This is a genomic window from Aquimarina sp. AU119 (assembly GCF_900312735.1).
GTDB classification, from domain to species: Bacteria; Bacteroidota; Bacteroidia; order Flavobacteriales; family Flavobacteriaceae; genus Aquimarina; species Aquimarina algiphila.
Map to the genome: position 1 here is coordinate 1 of NZ_OMPF01000022.1, position 21,419 is coordinate 21,419.

Below are 21,419 nucleotides of genomic sequence, written 5' to 3' on the forward strand. Positions count from 1 at the left end.
GCATAAGAAGATATTCAAATTCGAAAAATACATTATTGGCATATAGGAGATAAGTTTCATAAAAGGTTAATTTAGTAAACTAATAAAAAGAACCAAGAAAGGAGCTTACAGGACCACATATGAGAGGTGAATTATTTTCCCTAAAAGAAATACATTAAAAAGTACGTTTTATAGAACTACTGCAAAGGAGGCTAATTAGTATCAAAGACTATACTTTTTAATGGAAGTCATTTATCCGAACTTTGCACAGCCATTGCATCAAATAATTTTTAACTTTGCGATAATGAAATTTTTAACAGTCATATTATCATTAACGATACTGTTCTTATCAGCAAAGCCTTGTTCTGATGGTCAAAATAAAGAAGACCAGCAACACAAGGAAATAGATATTGAACATAATCATCAAGAAGATAGTGACGATTCTTGTCCTGTTACCTGTATCTGCAACTGTTGTGGTATATCGATTACCTATGAACCTTTGGTGACATTTGAGTTATTAAATTTTCACAAAATTTCTACTCAAGTAATATCTATTTATAAGTCGAATTATAGATTTAACTTTCATTCCAATATTTGGCAACCGCCACAAGTAATTAGCTAAAACAACACGATTTTAAATCAATTTTTTAGTTAATCACAATTATTTTCAATGAACAAATACATATTGAGCATTAAGCTCATTCTATTACTGTGCCTTTCGTTAAAGGCTCAAACATCAGACGTAAATATAAAAGTTATCACAGAAACGAAAAACGAGCCTTTGATGGGCGCCACAGTTTACTTTGAAGCTTTCGAAAAAGGAGTAGTAACCGACTTCGATGGGATTGCAAAGTTTACTGAAATACCTAATGGTCAGCATCAAATAATTATTTCCTTTTTAGGTTTTGAAACATTAGAAGTAGTAATTCAAGTTCCAAGCGACACAGATTTGATATTACAACTCAAAGAAGGTGGTAATGAATTAGATGCTATAGTATTGCAGTCTACGAGAAGCACTAGAACCGTTAAAAAAATACCAACACGAATTGAATTTATTGGCGCAGAGGAATTAGGAGAAAAAGCAATAATGAACCCTACTAATATTTCTATGGTACTTCGTGAAAGCACAGGAATACAAATGCAACAAACTTCTTTAAGTAGTGGTAGCACAAATATTCGAATTCAAGGATTAGATGGTAGATACACGCAACTATTAAGAGATGGGTTTCCTTTATACGGTGGTTTTTCAAGTGGTTTAAGTATTCTTCAAATACCGCCTTTAGACTTACAACAATTTGAGATTATCAAGGGAAGTTCCTCAACGCTTTATGGAGGTGGCGCAATAGCAGGATTAGTAAATATGGTATCTAAAACGCCAGATGAAGAACCTGCATTAGATATTATGCTTACCCAAACCCAGGCATTAGGAAGTACAGCCAATATATTTTACAGCAAACGAAACGAGAAGTTTGGTTTTTCTCTTTACGGATCAGGTCACTATCAAAAAGTATATGATCCCGAAGATGATGGCTTTAGCAATTTACCAAAAACTACATCAATTTCATTTAACCCTAAATTGTTTTATTATCCATCAGAGAAAACAACTCTTTGGTTTGGGTTAAACGGAACATATGACGATAGGATTGGTGGAGATATTACCAAAATTGAAAGTGGAGAAGATGGTATTCATCAATATACAGAAGAGAACAATTCAAAAAGATTAAGCAGTCAATTAGTATATCAAACGAAATTAGATTCTGTTAGTTCATTAGAGTTTAAAAATAGCGTCTCTTTTTTCGATAGAAATTTAACTGTTCCCGATTTTAACTTTGATGGTCAGCAGACTAATACTTTTACTGAAATTACGTACAACAAAGCATCAGAAAAAACGGATTGGATAATTGGAGCCAATCTATATACCTCAGACTTTGATGAAGATGATGATGCACCACTACAACGAGACCAAAAAGATCTGACCTTTGGAGCATTTGCAAATAATATCTATGACATTTCCGATAATTGGATATTGGAAACGGGATTAAGAGCAGATTACAATAATGATTTTGGTTTCTTTCCGCTACCAAGAATTTCATTACTCTATAAAAACAATAGTGGATTTTCAAGTAGAATTGGTGGAGGTTTAGGGTATAAGATTCCAGATATTTTTACAGAAGAAGCAGAGTATATTAACTTTGAAAATGTTCTCGCAATAGATAAATCAACGGTAGATGCAGAACGTTCTTATGGTGTTAATTTCGATTTGAACTATCAAACTCGTTTTTCCGATGAGATTGGTTTTTCTGTAAATCAATTATTCTACGTTACTGCTATAAATGATGGACTACTTTTAAATTCAACAAATAACGGATTATTTCAATTTGAAAATGCACCAGATGAAATCTTTAGTAAAGGAGCAGAAACAAATATTAAATTTACTTACAAAGACTTTAGATGGTTTTTAAACTATGCCTTTATTGATACCAAGCTAAATTACTTACCTGATAATCCTCAAAAACCATTAACAGCAAAACACAATGCCGGTAGTGTGCTAATGTACGAATCTGAAAAGTGGAGAATTGGCTATGAAACCTACTATACAGGAAAGCAATTTTTGTCAAACGGAGCGGAAACTACAGATTTTATAACAATGGGATTACTACTAATGCGTAATTTTAAATTTGGAAGTGTATTTGTAAACTTTGAAAACTTTACGGATAGAAGACAAAGCAGGTTTTCACCTTTGGTTTTACCACCACACGAAAATCCTGTTTTTCCAGAGATTTATGCACCTACGGATGGTTTCATTTTTAGTGTAGGACTTTTAATTAAACCATTCGGAAACAAAGATGACGATTAATTATGCAAACAATAGAACAACTATTAGAGTCAAAAAACATACGTGTTACAGCAATGCGCTTGTTAATTTATAAGTTTCTTGCGGAGAAACAAGTTGCGGTTACGTTAAGTGATATAGAAAATGCATTTGAAAAAGCTGACAGAACAACGCTTTACAGAACAATAAAAACATTTGAGGACAAAGTGATCGTTCATCAAATAGATGATGGTACAGGGATAACCAAATATGCATTATGCGAACAAGGATGTAATTGCGACATAAAAACTGATTTACATTTACATTTCCATTGTAATAATTGTAATGAAACCATTTGCTTAACAGATCATAAAATTCCACAAATTAAAGTCCCTGATGGTTTTATTTCGGAAAATGTAAACTTGGTGGTCAAAGGTATTTGTGATAAATGTAGTGGGTAAAAATGCACTTCCATTGCACTAACTATTAAACTACTTTTATCTAAAATTAATGGATATGAAGTTTAATATTAAAATACCTAAAAATCTTAAACAAGCCTATAAAAACGAATTAGAACAATACAGTTACTATTTAGTAAATAAGCAATTTAGTAATGCTTGGTATCATTTAGAGCGTAGCCATATAATAGGTCAGTCTTACCCAATAGAACATACCTACTCCCATTGGTTAATGTTAAAGTTTGGTTTAATGCAAAAGAATACCAAAGAAGTACTAGGGCAGTTATTACGGTTAGCTGTTGGTGGTTGGAAGTCGTTTATAAATCACGTTCCTCTTGGCAATACGGGAGGTGCAAATGTACCTCCTTTAAAGCGTATGCCTATTCCTGATGACATCAAATCATTATTTTAATACCAAGTAAGGCAATATATAGCCTTATCAATTGAACTTATAATTTCTAAAGTAACTTAAAATGAAAAATAAATTAGTAATCACAAGTTTGCTAACTGCGCTTACTGCTTCAATTTGTTGTATTACACCTGTATTGGCTTTAATTGCGGGAACAAGTGGCATGGCATCAACATTTTCTTGGGTAGAGCCATTTCGACCTTACTTAATCGGAATTACAATTTCAGTTCTAGTCTTGGCTTGGTATCAAAAACTAAAATCCAAGAAAGAGATAGACTGTGAATGTGATACAGACGAAAAACCAAAGTTTATACAATCAAAAACGTTTTTAGGAATTGTAACAGTATTATCGATTATTATGTTGGCTTTTCCATACTATTCAAGTGTTTTTTATTCAAAAACGGAAAAACAAGTTATTGTTGTTGATAAATCGAACATCAAAACAACTGAATTTAAAATAAGTGGAATGACCTGTTCAAGTTGTGAAGCACACGTAAACCAAGAAGTAAATAAACTAAACGGAATTGTCAACTCAAAAACTTCATACGAAAATGGTAACGCTATTATTGAATTTGATAAAACCAAAACCAATGAATCGGAAATTGAGAAAGCAATTAACTCAACAGGTTATAAAGTAACTGACAAAAAATAAAACTAATGCGTACTATAATAAATTCTGAAATCACTTGTCCCAATTGTGGTCATAAAAAGGTGGAAGAAATGCCAACGAACGCTTGTGAATTCTTTTATGAATGTGAACAATGTAGGACTATTCTAAAACCAAATGAAGGCGACTGCTGTGTATATTGTTCTTACGGTACAGTTCCTTGTCCACCAATTCAACAAAACAAAAGTTGTTGTTAATCGAAATAACAAATGAAAAAAAAGAAAGTTAATTTAAGAGATATAAAACCAAATTCTGAAGAACAACATAGTCTAGATGATGGTCACAATCACGACCACGGAAATACTAGTGCATTAAAAGTCTATATCCCTGCAATCACAAGTTTTACAATGCTTATTATTGGGATAATGCTAGACTATTTTGTTAGTACCCTTTTTAAAGATTGGTTACGAATTGTTTGGTATGGCATCGCCTATTTACCTGTTGGATTTCCGGTAGTAAAAGAAGGTTATAAAAGCATTAAAAGAGGTGATGTATTTACCGAGTTCTTTTTAATGTCTATTGCTACAATTGGTGCATTTATAATTGGTGAATACCCTGAAGGTGTTGCAGTAATGCTATTCTATGCGGTAGGTGAATTGTTTCAAGGAGCGGCAGTTAAAAAAGCCAAAGGAAATATCAAAGCTTTGTTAGATGTTAGACCAAAGGAAGCTATTGTTTCGCGCAATGGTGACTATAAAAGTGTTCCACCTGAAGATGTTAACATTGGTGAAAAAATTCAAATTCGAGTAGGTGAAAAAATTCCTTTAGATGGGGTGTTATTATCTAAAAAAGCTTCATTGAATACAGCAGCTTTAACAGGTGAAAGTAAACCTGATTCTATTTTAAAAGAGGCCAAAGTATATGCAGGTAGTATCAATTTAGAAAGTGTTATTGAAGTTGAAGTTACTAGTAAATTTGAAGATAGTTCTATAGCTAGAATATTAGATTTAGTTCAAAACGCTACTGCACGTAAATCTAAAACAGAACTGTTTATCAGGCAGTTCGCTCGTATATATACGCCAATAGTGGTCTTCTTAGCTATTGGTGTTACTTTTCTGCCTTATTTTTTCATTGATGATTATGTCTTTAGAGATTGGCTATACAGAGCATTAATTTTCTTGGTTATTTCTTGTCCTTGTGCATTGGTGATTTCTATCCCTTTAGGTTATTTTGGTGGATTGGGTGCTGCATCAAAGAATGGTATCTTATTTAAAGGTGCTTCATTTTTAGATGCAATGACCAAAATTAATACATTGGTAATGGATAAAACAGGAACCGTTACCAGAGGTGTTTTCAAAATCAAGGAAATTAAAGCTATCGGTTGGGATGAATCCGAATTTATGAAATACTTAATGGCTATGGAAGAGCAGTCTACACATCCTATTGCAAAAGCCATTATGAAATATAAAGAAAATGGAGATAATTTTGAAGCGAAGGAAGTTTCTGAAATTGCTGGTAAAGGCTTAAAAGGAACTATAAACGGTAAAACTGTTTTAGTAGGAAATAAAGCCTTAATGATGGCTAATGCTATTGAAGTTCCTAAAGAAACCGAATCTATTGTAGAATCTATAGTATTAGTAGCAATCGATAATCTCTTTGCAGGTTATGTGGTGATTGCGGATGAACTAAAGGAGGATGCCAAAGAAACGATAACAGAATTGCAAAAAGCAGGTGTTAAGCACATAATTATGCTTTCCGGTGATAAAGATTCCATTACGCAACAAGTAGCTAAAGAATTGAATATTGAAAATGCTAAAGGTGGATTGTTACCTGAAGGCAAATTGAATGAAGTAGAAATGCTAAAACAAAACCCAGAAAACAAAGTAGCATTTATCGGAGACGGTATTAATGACGCACCTGTTTTGGCAGCAAGTAATGTAGGTATTGCAATGGGTGGTTTAGGAAGTGATGTGGCTATTGAAACAGCAGACGTCATCATTCAAACCGACCAACCTTCAAAAGTGGTTAGAGCAATTAAAATAAGTCGTTCTACCCGTAAAATTGTTTGGCAGAATATCATATTAGCATTTGGAGTTAAAGTTATTGTCTTGATTTTAGGTGCTGGAGGTTTAGCTACAATGTGGGAAGCAGTATTTGCAGATGTGGGAGTAGCATTATTAGCAATTTTGAACGCGGTTAGATTACAAAGGCTACAATGGTAAATATTTGGTTAGGAGGTTTTATAAAACTTTATAATCAAAAAAATATAAAGACTTAATATTTATCAAATTTACGTGTTGTTTAAACCAACTTCTTTGAATTCAAACCTACCCGAAAAATCATTATTTAAATAATTTTTAAATTAACTGAGTTAAATTCCATATTTGAAACTTCATCGTATCTAGGTTATTTCTTTAAAGAAATCTGAAAGTTTTATTTCAAAGTAATCACATAAAGATGAAAGCGTGCTTACCGTAATATTACCTCTACTAGTTTCAATTCTAGATATATGTATACCAGTGTCATTATATACATCTTCTTGTGTGAGTCCATTTTTTTCTCTTAAAGCTTTTAATTTTGTAGCTATTTGTTGAAGTAGTTTAGTGTTTTTAAGATGACCTCCCATAATAATGGAAAATTCTTAAGATTCAGTCACTTTTGTAATGACATAAATGTCATTATATTTACATGTAGTTAGCTAAGTTTACAATGGAATACGAAATTCTAATATCTAGTCAAACCCCTGAGAATTTCTTCACGTTGATATCAAAATATTGGTCTCGTGATGAAAATGAAAGATTCAAATATGAACTTCAAAACCTAAAAAATGAATATGGAATTAGCTTAGACGAATTAAATTTAATAGTCGAAAAATACTCAAGCTTGATAATTAAACAAGAAAATTGTTCTCTTTGCCATTCTAATTATAATGTAAATATCAATAATAGAAATCATTTTAAAAATATTTCAAATCAGGCTAGAAAGATATGTGATTCATGTAAAACTTATTCTCCAAATTATATTGGTTACTCTCAAATCGACGAAACAGACCTTGAATTTCAATATGCTGAAATCTCAGAAATGGAAAGGTTTATCTTAAAGGGAATGATAAATTTAAAATCAAAAATGTTAATTTACAAACACATCTTCAACAATGATTTGGAAGATAGAGAATTATGGAAAATCATAAATAATCTGGAGAAAAAAGGGTTGATCTATATCGAAAGAACAAGTGATTGTAAAATTAAAGGTTTTAAATTTCCTTTTGAAGTTGTACAATTAGTAAATAAACAAGTTTAAGTTTTTTTTAAATAATTGTTTATCAGATACTTATGTATTTTAACGTACATTTTACAAATTTTTGGGAACTAGCCAGTTTAACACCATGACTATAAGTGTCTGATACATATATATAATAGGAAATTCCAGCATATAACAATAATGTCAAAATTGTAGATACAATATAAGGAATAGCATTAGGTAGTAATTCTAATACCAAGTCTGAAATTGAAAAAATAAGATACCCCAGTAAACCAATACTAATGAATAATGGAAGTGTCATTGTCGTTTTCCATCGAAATGTAATAGGTGCACAATACTTTTTTAATGCTAAAGAAGAAAATAAGGCATAAATAATGATACAAATGCACATATATGAAAAGTAATCTGTAAAACTTACATATATTAAGTGGTCTGATATCATTAAAGACATAACACTAATGATAAAAAAGAAATTTATTTTTAGATGTTTTCTTTTAAAAACTTGGTATAAATAGGTAAGCAATAGAAATAGTAACGTGATAGGAAGCAAAATGCTCAAATAATGTTTGTCAAAAAAAAGTGACGTTATAATAACTGTGAGACAACTGAGATATAAAAAATACTGTAGGGGGTTAAATTCTTTCAATATAAAAGTATGTTAGAAACTTAATTGAATATAGCAAAATAAAATGAATCCTTATAAAAGTGTGTGATTGTAAGCAGAATTTATGGAATTAAAAGAGTATAACAAATTTAACCGGTAGGGAGCTTCTTAAATATTCTATTTTACATAATATAAATTATAGTACAAATGTATTTATTGAAGCAAATTGGCGGATGCTTGCATTTTACATAATTGCAGATATCATAACACCGTCAGGTGTTTTATATCGTCAGCAATTATGTAAAAGCCAATTTGCGGATCTCTAGTTCTATAGTTCTATTGTAACTATAATGTAGTATTATGTAAAATATCCCACAGTAATTCTCTTTCATAGTCATATTAGCTACTGGGGTCATTAGAATTATTTTGTGGCGTTTAAAATTAAACCTCACGTTTGACATTTGTAGCTATAATTTGCCGTTATGTAAAATTGCCGCGCCCAACCGCTTTATTGTTTTGTAAATAAAAATGCTTAATGCATTTTTCTCTACACACAATTTGCCAACGCTTGGCCACACCAAAAAAAGCAAACACTTTTAAGTACACTATAAATCGCGTATTTGATTAAACATACGTGAAAAAAGTTTTTACGCCGTTCTCGTGACATTGCCGCATAAGCATTTTTAGCGTTTATGATTCGTATCTCTGTAAACATTATCCAGCCGCATCATCTCGCAGCTTTACAAAATTGATTCACAGGATCAATTTCGTAAACTCGTCTATGCACATGCTAACTGTAGAACTCTAATTAAACTTTTCTAAGAGTTTGCATTATCTTTTTCCTTTATGCACATGCTATAATTCTGTTAAGATTCAACATTTATGCACATGCTATAATTCTGTTAAGATTCAACATTCTAAGGGTTTGCATTATCTTTTTCCTTGATAAAACAGGAGATTCACGAACTCCTCTAAAAAAATATTAACCTTGTGAGCTAAACAAAAAAATCAAGGCTGCATAAAACTTTGGAAACAATCACGGCGCAGTCGCTATATTTTAGAAAACATTCTAACTCATAAGATCGCTAATAACTAGAATGAATATGTATGACTCTGAATAAACCTTAGTACTAAACCTCTAAAATATGGACGCTCCTTTGCCTATTGTTTTAACCAAAGTTTTCTGAGGCCGTTTTTAAAACATTTAGATTCTATTTTACATAATATTTAGACAATTAGACAAATAGTGAAAAATCTATGGTAATATTATATTTATCTAACAGGTCTAAAAACTTCTTATCTTGTAAATATGGCTTATAAATGGACTCTTTAATAATAATTTCTTGAAAAAGATCATTATCTAATCCAAACGTAAATGCCAATTCTAAATTTTTATAAAACTCTCTATTATTATTCAAATGAGCATGAACTTCAGCCAATGTTACTGTAAGATAAATATTATGAGGATTAATTGCTAAACCTTGGTAGATATAATCTAGAGCTTTTTCGTAATTTCCTATATTTCTCAAAGCATTCGCAACTGAATTATATCCATATTCAAAATCTGGTCTAATTTCAACTGCTCTCATATGATATTCTAAAGCCTTTTCATTTTCTCCTTTGTCATTATATATGTGCCCCAATCCAATCATAGCACCCAAGAATCTATCATTCTTTTTGAGAATGTCAAGATATATTTTTTCCGCTTCAATTTTTTTATTTAATTTACTAAGAGTCAACCCTTTAATGTATAATGACTTGATTGAATTTGAGTTAATACTTAAAGCTAATTCAATAAATTTTTTAGCATTTTTGTAATCTCCAATTTCATAACTTAATACAGCTAAATCATGATATATCTCATTTGATTCTGGGTTTAAATTCAATGCAGACTCTAATAGCTTAATTTTATTTGACTTATCATTAGATTTTTTTGCTTGTTCAATAAGTAATTTCGCTCTTCTTAGTGCATTAAATCTTTCTCTTTCATTTTTAGTAAGTTCATTTTTAGTAAGTTCTTGAAACAATTCCAAATAATCAATTGATGTTGGAGGTTTTTGATCATCCAAATTATTCCTGTCATATTCATATCCAATTTTGAATTTTTCTTCCAATTCTAATTCTGGATCCGAATGTATTAAAAATATTTTCTCAAGTTGATAATCGTTATCATTATTATTATCTAAGTATTTATTAATTGTTTCAAAGATTGAACTTTTTGCATACTGCACCTTATATTTTTCTTTTGGATCAGAAAAGAATGGTATTCTAGACAGAACAAAATTAATTTTAGGTATACCTTCTTTAAAAGAGTTTTCTGGAATGGTCAATGTATTTATAACCTGTTTAATACCCTCTATATTTTCCCAGTTTCTTGCAGCCATTAAGACTATTTCATCTGCCAATATTGACATTGTGATACCTGATACATCAGTAATCCCTGTTCGAGAATCAACAATTAAAAAGTCTGGATTTAATTCTTTTTTTAATTTCTCTTTTAAATCAACAAATAAGGCTATTCCTTGGCTATTCTCTTGATAGAATAATTCATTCCAATTAATCATTGATAGCTTTCTCCAATATTCTTTTGAATTAGTATCCCCCGCAGCAATTAAATCTATATCTTCTAGATATTTACTTTGAAAACTTACTTTTGTTACATAATCAGATATATTAGATGGAAGAGTTTTATTTTGTGAAAACTCATAAATATAATCAACAATTCCATTATTTATTTTTTCTTGAGCAATATTTTTCCTGAACTTATGATGTAGTCCTGGAGCCTCTAAATCAAAATCTAGTAGACAAACTTTTTTACCAAATTCTGATAATCTTTTGGCAATGTTTGACAAAGCAAGTGTTCTACCTACTCCACCTTTGTAAGAATAAAAAGTTATGGTTTTCATTTTAACTTAATTATACATTTAATAACATACCATTCTTGCGTACTCGATTTGAGTATGAATTAATACATTTTGAAACTTGTTTATCAAAATTAAAAGGATTAAAAACTGAAGTGTCTTCTATGGCTGTAGCTATAGTTTTTGTTTTTTTATCTTTTATCAAATCATATGGTGTATTAAGGATTTCTTGATTTAATCCTAGGTGCTTTGATAAATTTCTTATCATTGCTTTAGATAGTCCTCTTTTTTTATTCATTACCTCAGAAACTATCCCTTTACTTCCATTCCCTATAATTGGTATTAAATCTTTTTGTTTCCAATTCATATAATTCATCTTTAATTTGATGATTTCAATCGGATCACCTTTTTCAATTGGAAATTTTTCATTCTCATAATCGGTCACCAGCTTTTCTAATAATTCAAATTCATCAATTAACTTTGGATTATTCTCAAAGTTAGGGTCATCGCCGATCTCTTCTAACAATGTGATAGCTTCTTGGTAGTCTTGTTCAGTTTTTAATACTTTAATTTTCATTTAGGTAGATTTAGTTGAACATGTCAATGTCGTATTGAGATTTTGTTTTTTTTAGTTTATCGTACTCTGCGTGAGTACCAATCCACTTTAAATATAATTTTGATTTCTTAATTGTTGGATGAAATTGATACTTTGCAATAACTCTGATATGATTCCCTTTTATATCAATTACTACTCTTTCACTAGATTTGGTTGAAGGTTTTGTATCTTTTTTTCCTAATAGATCTACAGCTTTGAATCCAAAAGTATTAACGATATCTTGGGGCTTTTTCCACGTGCTGGATTCAACAATAGACAACCAAGCTTTTAATCCTTCACGATAATTTGAATGATTATTCATGAAATTAATAATATGCTTTCTTGCAACTACACGGGCCATTATTTATGATACGTTTAAAACAAATATACAAAAAGTTCGCAAAAAGAGAACTTTTTATAAATAATTAACATTTAAGAACCATTCCCATTCCACACACATTCCCCTACTCTCCTACTGTCGTTTCGGGCAATAAGTGTTTCATTACTTTTTTTAAAGGAACTTTTCGTTAGAAAACTTTTAAAATAAACTGTAAAACAATGAAACTTTGCTTTTACCAAAGCAAAGTGACATAACGCAAGTACATTATAGTACAAATATCTCATTTTAGTATTATATGGGGTTTTCGCTATTTGATAGCTATAATGTAATATTATGTAAAATATCCCACAGTGATTCAATTTCATAGTAATGTGTATTACTGGGGTCATTAATAATTCCAAAAAACTATTGCTGAAACATCCTGCTCATATTTGTAGCTATAATTTGCCGTTATGTAAAATTGCCGCTGCCTATGCGCTCGATTGCTTTTTATAAATTAAACGCTTATGGCGTTTATTTCTAAACACAATTTCCAACCGCATAGCCAACGCCATAAAAAGCAAAACTTTTAGGTGTATTATAAATCACGTATTCGATAAAATATACGTAAAAAAAGTTTTTACGCGATTCTCGTGAAGTTGCCGCATAAGCATAAAATTACTCTACGAGATAATTTCTATGCACATGCTATATGCAGAACTCCGATTGAACATTTTGAGGGTTTGCATATCTTTTTGTCTTGATACAAAAAGAAACAAAAAAATCAAGGCTGCACAAAACTTTGGAAACAATTACGGCGCAGTCGTTATATTTTAGAAAGCATTCTAACTTATAAGATTGCTTTGTGATAGAATGATTATGATTAGCTTTAATTAAACCTTAGTACTAAGTCTCTAAAATATTGACGTTTCTTTGCCTATTGTTTGTTCCAAAATTTTCTGAGGCCGTTTTAAACTTTTAGGTTCTATTTTACATAATATTAAATAAACAGTTGAGTGTTCTCAACTTCCCAAGCTTTTAATTCTGTATGTAAATTCGACTCCTTAAATGCGATTGAGTCATAGGCGAAAATTAAATTCTCTTCAATTGTATCAACTGAAACATTGTTAGACCCTATAACTTTTTTCAAACTTAATGAAATTATCTGGCACATATCATGACCATTACATAGCTGTTTTTGATCTACATCTTCTACATTTTTCCTTGTCTCATAGCTATTAATAATTTCATCTCTAGTACTAACATTTGTATCTCGATTATTTGAATACTGGATCATATAGTTAATTAAAGCTTCATCAGATATATATTCTAAAGTCCTTTCATCAATAAATTTGTTGAATTTTAGTCTTTTGCCCTCAGGTCTTTCAGGTTTAAAAACTAAGCCCAAATTATCTATTTTATTTGCCCATTTCAAATATCCCAAATGAGAAGATAATTCGTATACTCTTTTTAGGAAACTTTGATTAATACTAGTTTCATATGCAGAAAAACGATCCTCATTAATATATTTATTTAGAACATCTTGTAATGCTCTCGATTCGAGAATAGAAATTTCAATATCGTGATAATCGGTATGAAAAATCTTCGGATCGTTTATTTCTTCATTATCAAGTCTTCTGAAGTCTGAATCTAAGATTCCAATAAAATTTTCTATTTTTCTTTCCTCTAAAACTTCTGCAATTTCTAATAAATTTTTACAACCATCACAGGAACTAACTTGGACTTTTTCTTGTAATACAAATTTGCCATAAAAAATTCTATCACTCTTCCCCTCAACCAAAATAATCCATTTCTTTTTATCTGGTTTTAACTTTTGAAGGATTGCATTAGCCTTTCGGTGTTTTGTTAGTTGATCTCTCATTTATTGCATCAACTTAGTCCTCATTCAACTCTACAGTTAAATCCCAATTATCATTTATTATATCAGGAGAATGCGTAGCAATTATAGCTTCAAATGGATTGATTTTTTTTATTCTATTTAGGTCTTCAATAAATTTATTCTGCCACCCAATATGCAACGAAATCTCTGGTTCATCAATAAGAATAAGAGAATTTTCTTCACATTTAAAAAGTAAATTATAAAATAAAATAATCATATGTTGTTCCCCAGAAGATAAACCCGTAAGGGGTATTTGTTTTCTTTTCTTTTTTGAATTATTTGGATTTAATTTTGAAGGTTTTTCATCTACTTTGGTTGATTTTATATCGAGACCTTTTTCTTTATCAATTTGAATCCTTTTAACATTTAACCTTTCGTTTAATATATTAATAAATACTTCAAGTTTATCCGCTATTTTTTCATATATGTTTAACTTCTCATTACTATCTTGTATATATACCAAAAGAACGTTATTAATTAAATCTATTCTATCAGGTTCATTATCTCCCCTATGTGGAAAAAATAAATTATTTCTTTGAATATCATCTTCAAATGGTTCTACTAATCCAACTTCTTTCAACCTTTTTCTTCTATTATCTAGCTCTGCCAACTTTTGGGATAAATCGGTTTCCGTTATAGTTTCGGGGTCATTAATTTTGGTTAACAACCTCGTAGGATAAGTTCTGTCTAATTGCGTAGCAAATTCATTCGCTTGTGCTAGTAAACCTTTTATTGTTTGTGCTAATTCTTGTGATATATCAGTTATTGATTCAATATAGTTTTCACTGCCTTTTCTTGTCCGAAGCCTCTGAGTTTCTATAATATAAACATTAATTCTATCTGATAATTCTTTTAACCACTCAGGTGCTATATTCAATTTATCAAACCTTTTAGGCAGTCGATTTCTGTATTTTTTTATTATTGAATTGGTATGGAGGATTTCTCCAGTTTCCAAATCTCTCCACTCATTTTTTCTGATTCTTTTTACAAACCTCCCTATATACTTTCGTAATAAATAATCTATTTCATCTGGATCTATATAGGAAGATCTAATGAAATCATTTTCAAACTTATTACCTTTTATAGTAGTTTCTAAAAATAGTGATCCCTGAGCAAAATTGCTTGAATAATTAATATTAAGAAAATCAAACTCTTCTACGACAGTTTTTCCTTTATATTTTTTTGCTATCAGTCTTAGGTTTTCATCATCTACAGTCCCAAAAAAACTATATTTAAAATCTTCAAAAAACAAATCAAGCCTTTCAAATTCATAATTTTTTAGGTTTATAAAGTTTCCTTCAAAAACTTGTTTTAGTAATTTTAAAATAACCGTTTTCCCTAATCCATTTTCACCTAAAACAAGAGTAATTCCTTTATTTTTATTTATCTCAATTGTATGATTAAAAGCATTAAAAAGTTTAGTGAGTTTTATCTTTTTAAATTTGTATTTATTGCTGTCTTCCATTAGGATTAAAGTAAATTTTGTTAAATATAATTAAATAAAAAGGAATGTATAATCATAATTATATTAGATATTAAAATACATTATTTTAATCCATTCCACACACATTCCCCTACTCTCCTACTGTCGTTTCGGGCAATAAGTGTTCCATTACCTTTTTTTAAAGGAACATTTCGTTAGAAAACTTTTAAAGAAAATGTAGAGTAAGAAACTTTGCTTTTTCCAAAGCAAAGTGACATAACGCAAGTACATTATAGTACAAATGTATATTGTAGCAAATTGGCGCATACGTAGTATTTTACATAATTGCAGATATAACGACACCGTCAGGTGTTTTATATCGTCAGCAATTATGTAAAAGCCAATTTGTGAAACGTTAAGCTCATTCGTAGCTATAATTTAGTATTATGTAAAATATCCCAGAAAGTCTTGAACACACAATAAACTGTAGTACTGGGGTCATTAAATATTTGGCTATTGGATATATTGCTAAATAAGAAACATCCTGCTATTTGTACTATAATTAGACGCTATGTAAAATTGCCGCGCCCAACCGCTTTATTGTTTTTAAAAAATTAAATGCTTTATGGCATTTATTTTTAAACTCAATTTGCCACCGCTTGGCCACACCAAAAAAAGCTAAACCTTTTCCTTTGTATTATAATTCTTGTATTCGAGGAAAATCCTGCAAGATTTTTTTCTAAGACATTCTCGTAAGCTTGTCACAAGAGTATAAAATTTTCCCTGGCTCAAATCCACACTCTAAAATTTCTATACACTTGTTCTATGCAGAACTTCTATTGAAGTTTTAATGTTTTGTACTTCAAATATTATGTAAAATAAAAATTCTACTTTTTAAATCCTTTAATGTTTTTATTATATCTTTTGTCTTGAAACAAAAGAAACAAAAATTCAAGGCTGCATATAATTTTGGAAACAATTAACGGTTCGTTACACTATATTTTAGGAAACATTGTAACTAATCAAGACTACTTAGAAATATCTTTAAAATGTAGAAAATCTTAGAATAATGAGAACTAAACCCTTAAAATATGGTCGTTCCACTCTCCTATTGTTTTAGCCAAAATTTTATGAGGCCGTTTTGCCAACGCTACATCTGGGTAAAAACGTACACTCTATTTTACATAATATTCTTAAACTAAGCTTTTAGTTTGTTAATCATATGCTTTAAAGCGTACTTTTCAAACTCTTCAATGAATTTGCTTGATATTTTGATTTCCCAATTAGATAAACTGGGCATGAAACTTACTTCGTTATTTACAAAGAAATTATTATTGGAATCTTGTAACTGCTTGGATGGAATTATATAAATAACTCTAGGTTGTTTTTCTATGATTAGAACTAAAGCGATAAATAAGTTATCGTTTAATTCTCCTAAACCTTGTTTTGAAATTTTAATACTTTGTTTAACAGTATCTAAATCTAGTGTTTGTAAGTATATGCAATGGTTCCCTATTAAAAAATCAACTCCTTCCCTCCCATCAAGTTTTACAGTTAATTCTAGGTCAGAACTTGCTAATTCGGTTTTTAGGAACTCTAAGGCAATCATTTTGTAGATACTAATAACTCTCTGATATCCACATCAAGGATTTCTGCTATTCTTTTTAAATCCTTTAGATGTGGTTGGGATTTATTATTGCAAAAAGCTGTTACAGAAGTCGTACTTTTCCCCAATTCTTCCGCAAGCCACACTTGCGATTTTCCTAGAATTACTAGCACTTCTTTTATTCTATTTATTCTTTCTACTGCCATATTTATTTGATGTATTCTACCTTAAATATATAATACATACTTAATAAAACATAAGTTTAGGTTAACTTTTAGTAATCTAAACTTGTGTTTCTAAAATTTAATTTATAAGTTTGAATTAACTTTATATAAGTTAAAATTATATAAATGTAATTATTAGTTAAATTTTTATTGTTAATAACTTTATTTCAAATTTTATGCCATATCCAAAATATACTAAAGCCGACCTTGAGAAAATCGTATATACGCAACTAGATAATTTAAATGCAATTCACGACCTTTTGCGCATTATGAAACTACAAAATGAACTTATTGAAAATGCTAATAAAAAATTAAAGGATGAAGGTAATTGATTTTAAGAAACGGGTTAATTATGGGACAGTTAAGAAATAGCCCTTGGCTTCTAAATTAGTTTCAATTGATTGAGAAAATATTTGTGATATTTAAATCAAAGTTAAAAATTATATTAATTATTTAATATATTGAGTACTTTATCATTAAGTTCTTTGAACCTCATATTCATTTTATAAATATCTATTATATGTTGACCTTGTTCAAAGGGGAAATGATCCATTTTGACAGTTTCGTATCTTGAATCAATAAAAACTAGATTAGAATCGTTTTTATAAAATGTTATGAACTGAGGATTGGAAATAAAACCTTGTATTGCTGAGCCTATTTGCTTGAAACTAATTAAATCCCAAATAGTTATTTGTTTATTGTTGTCAGAGGCGATTATATAATTAAAGTCTTCATTTATAGTAAAATTATTTATAGGTAGTTCGTTAGTCGTTAAGCTTTTAATTTTATACTTATTTTCAGAGATCGACCATACCTTAATCAGGTTCCAATCCACAATAAAGAGTCTATTACCATCTTTAGAAAATAAAAGATGTCTTATTTCCGTATCAAATTCTAATGTTTTTATGGTTTCAGCCTTGTCTGCATCATAAAGGATAACTTTAAAATTGCTAAGTGCAATTGCATATATATTACCATTCGATTGTCTCTGAAATGCTACGACCCGATCTTTTATTGTATCTGTAGGCATTGATAACCTTTTCAAAGAATTGTTTAAAAAATCATATTCTTGGAATTTTCCATTCTTATTACGCAATATAAATTTATTATTTGCGTAATTCTTAGAATCTATAATTGGAGTATCTAATTCAACACTATCTCTTCTCGAAATTTTCTTATCATTAATATTCCATGAGATTATTTTACCATTAGCATGAGATGTTATAAATCCAATGCCGCTTTTATGTAATTCGATACTTTCTATTTTATTTTGAAATGTCATTAAAGATTGAATTATTTTTTTTTTGACATCGTAAAGAAAGAGTTCTTTTTGTGCCGCCAAAAGAATCGATTTTGTATTTAGATTTGCCGCTATTTTGGGAAAATCGTACACTTCAATTGAAGATTTGTTTTCTATTAAATGACTCTGTTTATTTAAATTATAAATCGCAATTTTACCCTCACGACTCAAAGAAACCATCGTCTCACTATCTTCGTCCAAAATTATTTTATCAACGGGACCATTATTACCTCTAAATATTTTTTTTTCATTTGGGTTTTGTAAATCTCGAAGTATAATTTGGCCTTCATCACTTGAAGTAAGTAATTTGTATCTTCCTATAAACTTTATGGCTAGAACCCGACCATTTGTTGGAAAGGTTCCAATAGAAGTTTTTTTATTTAAATCCCAAATTGAAACGGTACCATCGTGATAACCAATGGCTGCCAAAGTCTCATCCTCGTTAATTGAAATTGAATAAGGAATATCAGCTCGCGCATTTAATTGGACTTTTTTGACTTTGTCCCTATTTGAAAGATCCCAAAACGAAATGAGCTCATAGGCTCCTTTTGCAATAAGTATTGAATCTTTCGATCGATAAATCAAAACACTTGATCTATCTTCTTTGTCTTGAGATAAAATGGTCTCTTTTTTACTTGAAAGGTTATAAAGAGAAACACCATTACTAGAAGAAAAGGCAAATAAGTCGTTTGCTACAAACACTATGCTATTTATTTTAGAAGGACCAATTTCGGGAAGTACCAGACGATTCTTTAAGTTAGGATATTTTGGAAAAACAGTTATATTGCCATTTAAATGCCCAATAACTAAAACTTTTCCATTTTCACTTAAACTTATCGTTGATATATTCTGTCCAAATTCTAGAGTCTCAATCATTTTTCGTTTTGGTAAATTCCAAATTCGTAATTGATTGTGAAAGCCATGAGTAATTAGAATAGAATCATTTAATCGATCAAAGAGACCATTTTTTTGAAACACATCTTTTGAATACATGTAGAAATCTAAAGATGGATTATAATTGAGAACATCTAACAAAGCACCTTTTGATTCTACTGTTTTTTCAGTAGAGTATGATTGTGATGCTAATAATAGAGCTTCATCGAAACTTTTATCTATAATTGCATTTGATTGTAATGCCAAACTTCTAGATTCAGCAATTTTGGCTCTTTTTATTGCTGTTTTTCTTTGAATATTTGAGTAAATTCCCAAAAATACTGAAACTATTAAAAGACATGAAATGGAAAAAAGGGCATAGTTTTTTAGGCGTATATTTTTTTTTGTAGCTTTTATTTCAACACCATTCATTTCATAAGGTGTTTTATGATGTAACCTAGCACTTATGGCGTTAATGCATTCTCGATATCTAACATTCGTAAGACTAAGTTCATCTTTGTTTTCTACCCACCTTAAGTCGATGTACAAGGGAATAGAAGTTATATATGTTTTCAATGAAAAAGGAATGGCATTAGTATTTTCCCAATCGATTGTTCTATTAAGAGAATCATATTCAATATTACCACCTATACATACTATAATTAAATTGTCAACATCTTCATTAGAATTAAACCAGTTGGTTAATTCTTCTTTGATCCATTGGGATTGTGCAGATTCGACACTAGCAATAAAAATTAAAAACTCTGAGGCGTTTAAGGCTTCTTGAATCGAATCTTTTAGACCCTTACCAGGAATCAATTCGGATTCATCACGAAAAACGCGTATAGGAAGCTTAAATAAAGGCTTCGCATATTTCTTTAGTGAAGATTCTAGAGCCTTTGCATAGGAGCCATCCTTTTTCGCATGTTTGTATGATATAAATGCTTTATAATTGGTCATTTAACAATAATAATAGGCTCTTTAATTTCTCTTTTTGTTCCAAATATGAATTTAATGCAAAATCTCCTTCCATATAGAGTTTACCCATTTCACAATATTTATCTTCCTCTTTAGAGTTGTTAATTCCAAAATGTGCTTCTGCCAACGTAAAACAAACCCATTCTTTATCACCTCGATCTTCAAAAATATCTGATTCAACTACTTGACTCCACTTTATTATAATTTCATTCCATATTTTAATAGTTTGACCATAGTTAGCATAAATATCAAATTTAGTTTTGCTTAAACTTGCTTTTAATAAATACAAAAAAGCTACATTAATCCCATTATAATAATCCTGCTTAACATAGTACCCTCTTTCATAGTAGTGACGTGATTTATCTATATGGTTTTCAAAATTAGTTTGCTCAAATAATCGTTTATTAATTGCACCTAATAAACCTAAGGTTTCAGGATCAGTCGTTTCTTTTGGATTTAATTTATCTAAATATTCTAACGCTTCATTTAAAGCATCTAATTCTGACGGTTCTTTAGATTTATATGTTATTAATGCTAGACGTTGTATTATGAAACTATCATTGGGCTTATTAATTAGTGCGTCTTTTAATAAATCTTTCGCAACTTCATATTTTTTTTCATTTTTCTTCTTTTCAGCGAGTTCAACCAAATCTGATGTAGAATGTGATTTATCAATACTTTCTTTAATATCTTCAATTTCGTCTTCAGTAAAACTCGGTGGAATCAAGTTTGGCATGAATGTATAAATAGGGCTATCAATTTCTGGCGCTTTTATAAATTTTTCAACTTGCTTCTTTAAATGAGCCTTAAATCTTTCAGCTTCTGTAACACCTATATCCTCTTCTAAATGCTTGTATGAATGAATAAAAACGTGATTTATATCAAATGGAATTTTCAATTTATCTTCAGCTATTACAATCGTTGTATTAGGTTTTAATGCATGTCTAACACCTAATTCATAAATAGCATTTGGATTTAAAGTTGAAATATCAGCAACAACGAAGTCTGCTTTTAATATATTCTCATACATTTTTTTATCAATAACGCCAGATTGTTCTAAATCACTAGCCCGATAACACAAAATATCTAAATCATCAAAGACAGGTTTAATTATGTTTTCAAACGTCCTATCCAGATTTAAACGCCTTCCTGTTTCGAAATCTGTCTTAATTCCAAAGCCGATAATTACAAAGCATGTCTTTTTCATAAT

At 29.9% G+C, this 21,419-nt stretch carries 20 protein-coding genes; 9 read left to right on the forward strand and 11 right to left on the reverse strand.

Annotated elements, in window-relative coordinates; translation table 11 throughout:
* The first annotated feature begins 283 nt into the window (after positions 1-283).
* The 7 genes from DK442_RS28870 to DK442_RS17860 all read left to right on the forward strand — a co-directional run bounded on the left by DK442_RS28870 (position 284) and on the right by DK442_RS17860 (position 6,487).
* Complete coding sequence (locus tag DK442_RS28870; RefSeq protein WP_370444665.1) at positions 284-601, forward strand: DUF6660 family protein; 318 nt, start codon at positions 284-286, stop codon at positions 599-601.
* Between the two features lie 48 nt (positions 602-649).
* Positions 650-2,836, forward strand: a complete 2,187-nt coding sequence (locus tag DK442_RS17835; RefSeq protein WP_109437263.1) for a TonB-dependent receptor — start codon at positions 650-652, stop codon at positions 2,834-2,836.
* A 2-nt stretch (positions 2,837-2,838) separates the two neighbouring features.
* Positions 2,839-3,252 (forward strand): Fur family transcriptional regulator, encoded by a 414-nt coding sequence (locus DK442_RS17840; protein WP_109437264.1) that lies wholly within the window; start codon positions 2,839-2,841, stop codon positions 3,250-3,252.
* A 55-nt stretch (positions 3,253-3,307) separates the two neighbouring features.
* Positions 3,308-3,661, forward strand: coding sequence for a DUF3703 domain-containing protein (locus tag DK442_RS17845; protein WP_109437839.1), 354 nt, complete (start codon positions 3,308-3,310; stop codon positions 3,659-3,661).
* 61 nt (positions 3,662-3,722) lie between these two features.
* A complete protein-coding gene (merTP, locus tag DK442_RS17850; protein ID WP_109437265.1) occupies positions 3,723-4,310 on the forward strand; it encodes a mercuric transport protein MerTP in 588 nt (195 codons plus the stop codon).
* Positions 4,311-4,315: 5 nt separating this feature from the next.
* Entirely contained in the window at positions 4,316-4,522 is a 207-nt protein-coding gene (locus tag DK442_RS17855) for a GDCCVxC domain-containing (seleno)protein (RefSeq protein ID WP_109437266.1), read from the forward strand.
* Between the two features lie 12 nt (positions 4,523-4,534).
* Positions 4,535-6,487 carry a heavy metal translocating P-type ATPase gene (locus tag DK442_RS17860; protein ID WP_109437267.1) on the forward strand — a complete coding sequence of 651 codons (1,953 nt, stop codon included), beginning with the start codon at positions 4,535-4,537 and terminating at the stop codon, positions 6,485-6,487.
* Between the two features lie 179 nt (positions 6,488-6,666).
* Here the strand turns inward: DK442_RS17860 and DK442_RS17865 are convergent, their stop codons facing one another.
* Entirely contained in the window at positions 6,667-6,891 is a 225-nt protein-coding gene (locus DK442_RS17865) for a helix-turn-helix domain-containing protein (protein WP_109437268.1), read from the reverse strand.
* 83 nt (positions 6,892-6,974) lie between these two features.
* Between DK442_RS17865 and DK442_RS17870 the strand changes: the two genes are divergently transcribed.
* Entirely contained in the window at positions 6,975-7,565 is a 591-nt protein-coding gene (locus DK442_RS17870; protein ID WP_109437269.1) for a hypothetical protein, read from the forward strand.
* 22 nt (positions 7,566-7,587) lie between these two features.
* Here the strand turns inward: DK442_RS17870 and DK442_RS17875 are convergent, their stop codons facing one another.
* From DK442_RS17875 to DK442_RS17910, 8 genes are all read right to left on the reverse strand, one after another.
* Positions 7,588-7,917: a hypothetical protein gene (locus tag DK442_RS17875; protein ID WP_109437270.1), complete on the reverse strand. Its 330-nt coding sequence runs from the start codon at positions 7,915-7,917 to the stop codon at positions 7,588-7,590.
* A 1,448-nt stretch (positions 7,918-9,365) separates the two neighbouring features.
* Positions 9,366-11,036: a KGGVGR-motif variant AAA ATPase gene (locus DK442_RS17880; protein ID WP_109437271.1), complete on the reverse strand. Its 1,671-nt coding sequence runs from the start codon at positions 11,034-11,036 to the stop codon at positions 9,366-9,368.
* Positions 11,037-11,046: 10 nt separating this feature from the next.
* Positions 11,047-11,568, reverse strand: coding sequence for a type II toxin-antitoxin system HigA family antitoxin (locus DK442_RS17885; RefSeq protein ID WP_109437272.1), 522 nt, complete (start codon positions 11,566-11,568; stop codon positions 11,047-11,049).
* A gap of 10 nt (positions 11,569-11,578) precedes the next feature.
* The gene (locus tag DK442_RS17890) at positions 11,579-11,908 is read right to left on the reverse strand and encodes a type II toxin-antitoxin system HigB family toxin (RefSeq protein ID WP_160114248.1); all 330 of its coding nucleotides are present in this window, start codon (positions 11,906-11,908) and stop codon (positions 11,579-11,581) included.
* 997 nt (positions 11,909-12,905) lie between these two features.
* Positions 12,906-13,787 (reverse strand): DUF4435 domain-containing protein, encoded by an 882-nt coding sequence (locus tag DK442_RS17895; RefSeq protein WP_109437273.1) that lies wholly within the window; start codon positions 13,785-13,787, stop codon positions 12,906-12,908.
* Between the two features lie 13 nt (positions 13,788-13,800).
* Positions 13,801-15,270, reverse strand: coding sequence for an AAA family ATPase (locus DK442_RS17900; RefSeq protein ID WP_109437274.1), 1,470 nt, complete (start codon positions 15,268-15,270; stop codon positions 13,801-13,803).
* A gap of 1,156 nt (positions 15,271-16,426) precedes the next feature.
* On the reverse strand, positions 16,427-16,837 hold the full coding sequence (locus tag DK442_RS17905; protein WP_109437275.1) for a hypothetical protein: 411 nt from the start codon (positions 16,835-16,837) through the stop codon (positions 16,427-16,429).
* Entirely contained in the window at positions 16,834-17,040 is a 207-nt protein-coding gene (locus tag DK442_RS17910; RefSeq protein WP_109437276.1) for a helix-turn-helix transcriptional regulator, read from the reverse strand. The genes DK442_RS17905 and DK442_RS17910 overlap by 4 nt, the downstream gene beginning before the upstream one ends.
* Positions 17,041-17,234: 194 nt before the next feature.
* Here DK442_RS17910 and DK442_RS28470 point away from each other — a divergent pair, with 194 nt between their 5' ends.
* Positions 17,235-17,390 carry a hypothetical protein gene (locus DK442_RS28470; RefSeq protein ID WP_200825130.1) on the forward strand — a complete coding sequence of 52 codons (156 nt, stop codon included), beginning with the start codon at positions 17,235-17,237 and terminating at the stop codon, positions 17,388-17,390.
* A 113-nt stretch (positions 17,391-17,503) separates the two neighbouring features.
* Here DK442_RS28470 and DK442_RS17915 read toward each other — a convergent pair whose 3' ends face one another.
* Both DK442_RS17915 and DK442_RS17920 read right to left on the reverse strand, forming a co-directional pair.
* Positions 17,504-20,191: a TIR domain-containing protein gene (locus DK442_RS17915; RefSeq protein ID WP_109437277.1), complete on the reverse strand. Its 2,688-nt coding sequence runs from the start codon at positions 20,189-20,191 to the stop codon at positions 17,504-17,506.
* Positions 20,178-21,416 carry a TRAFs-binding domain-containing protein gene (locus DK442_RS17920; RefSeq protein WP_109437278.1) on the reverse strand — a complete coding sequence of 413 codons (1,239 nt, stop codon included), beginning with the start codon at positions 21,414-21,416 and terminating at the stop codon, positions 20,178-20,180. Before DK442_RS17920 ends, DK442_RS17915 begins: the two co-directional genes overlap by 14 nt.
* Positions 21,417-21,419: the final 3 nt, after the last annotated feature.

Excerpts from the sequence above, each read along its gene's own strand:
- DK442_RS28870 (WP_370444665.1), top strand. The coding sequence starts at position 284 with ATGAAATTTTTAACAGTCATATTATCATTAACGATACTGTTCTTATCA.
- DK442_RS17835 (WP_109437263.1), top strand. The coding sequence starts at position 650 with ATGAACAAATACATATTGAGCATTAAGCTCATTCTATTACTGTGCCTT.
- DK442_RS17840 (WP_109437264.1), top strand. The coding sequence starts at position 2,839 with ATGCAAACAATAGAACAACTATTAGAGTCAAAAAACATACGTGTTACA.
- DK442_RS17845 (WP_109437839.1), top strand. The coding sequence starts at position 3,308 with ATGAAGTTTAATATTAAAATACCTAAAAATCTTAAACAAGCCTATAAA.
- merTP (WP_109437265.1), top strand. The coding sequence starts at position 3,723 with ATGAAAAATAAATTAGTAATCACAAGTTTGCTAACTGCGCTTACTGCT.
- DK442_RS17855 (WP_109437266.1), top strand. The coding sequence starts at position 4,316 with ATGCGTACTATAATAAATTCTGAAATCACTTGTCCCAATTGTGGTCAT.
- DK442_RS17860 (WP_109437267.1), top strand. The coding sequence starts at position 4,535 with ATGAAAAAAAAGAAAGTTAATTTAAGAGATATAAAACCAAATTCTGAA.
- DK442_RS17865 (WP_109437268.1), bottom strand. The coding sequence starts at position 6,891 with ATGGGAGGTCATCTTAAAAACACTAAACTACTTCAACAAATAGCTACA.
- DK442_RS17870 (WP_109437269.1), top strand. The coding sequence starts at position 6,975 with ATGGAATACGAAATTCTAATATCTAGTCAAACCCCTGAGAATTTCTTC.
- DK442_RS17875 (WP_109437270.1), bottom strand. The coding sequence starts at position 7,917 with ATGTGCATTTGTATCATTATTTATGCCTTATTTTCTTCTTTAGCATTA.
- DK442_RS17880 (WP_109437271.1), bottom strand. The coding sequence starts at position 11,036 with ATGAAAACCATAACTTTTTATTCTTACAAAGGTGGAGTAGGTAGAACA.
- DK442_RS17885 (WP_109437272.1), bottom strand. The coding sequence starts at position 11,568 with ATGAAAATTAAAGTATTAAAAACTGAACAAGACTACCAAGAAGCTATC.
- DK442_RS17890 (WP_160114248.1), bottom strand. The coding sequence starts at position 11,908 with ATGAATAATCATTCAAATTATCGTGAAGGATTAAAAGCTTGGTTGTCT.
- DK442_RS17895 (WP_109437273.1), bottom strand. The coding sequence starts at position 13,787 with ATGAGAGATCAACTAACAAAACACCGAAAGGCTAATGCAATCCTTCAA.
- DK442_RS17900 (WP_109437274.1), bottom strand. The coding sequence starts at position 15,270 with ATGGAAGACAGCAATAAATACAAATTTAAAAAGATAAAACTCACTAAA.
- DK442_RS17905 (WP_109437275.1), bottom strand. The coding sequence starts at position 16,837 with ATGATTGCCTTAGAGTTCCTAAAAACCGAATTAGCAAGTTCTGACCTA.
- DK442_RS17910 (WP_109437276.1), bottom strand. The coding sequence starts at position 17,040 with ATGGCAGTAGAAAGAATAAATAGAATAAAAGAAGTGCTAGTAATTCTA.
- DK442_RS28470 (WP_200825130.1), top strand. The coding sequence starts at position 17,235 with ATGCCATATCCAAAATATACTAAAGCCGACCTTGAGAAAATCGTATAT.
- DK442_RS17915 (WP_109437277.1), bottom strand. The coding sequence starts at position 20,191 with ATGACCAATTATAAAGCATTTATATCATACAAACATGCGAAAAAGGAT.
- DK442_RS17920 (WP_109437278.1), bottom strand. The coding sequence starts at position 21,416 with ATGAAAAAGACATGCTTTGTAATTATCGGCTTTGGAATTAAGACAGAT.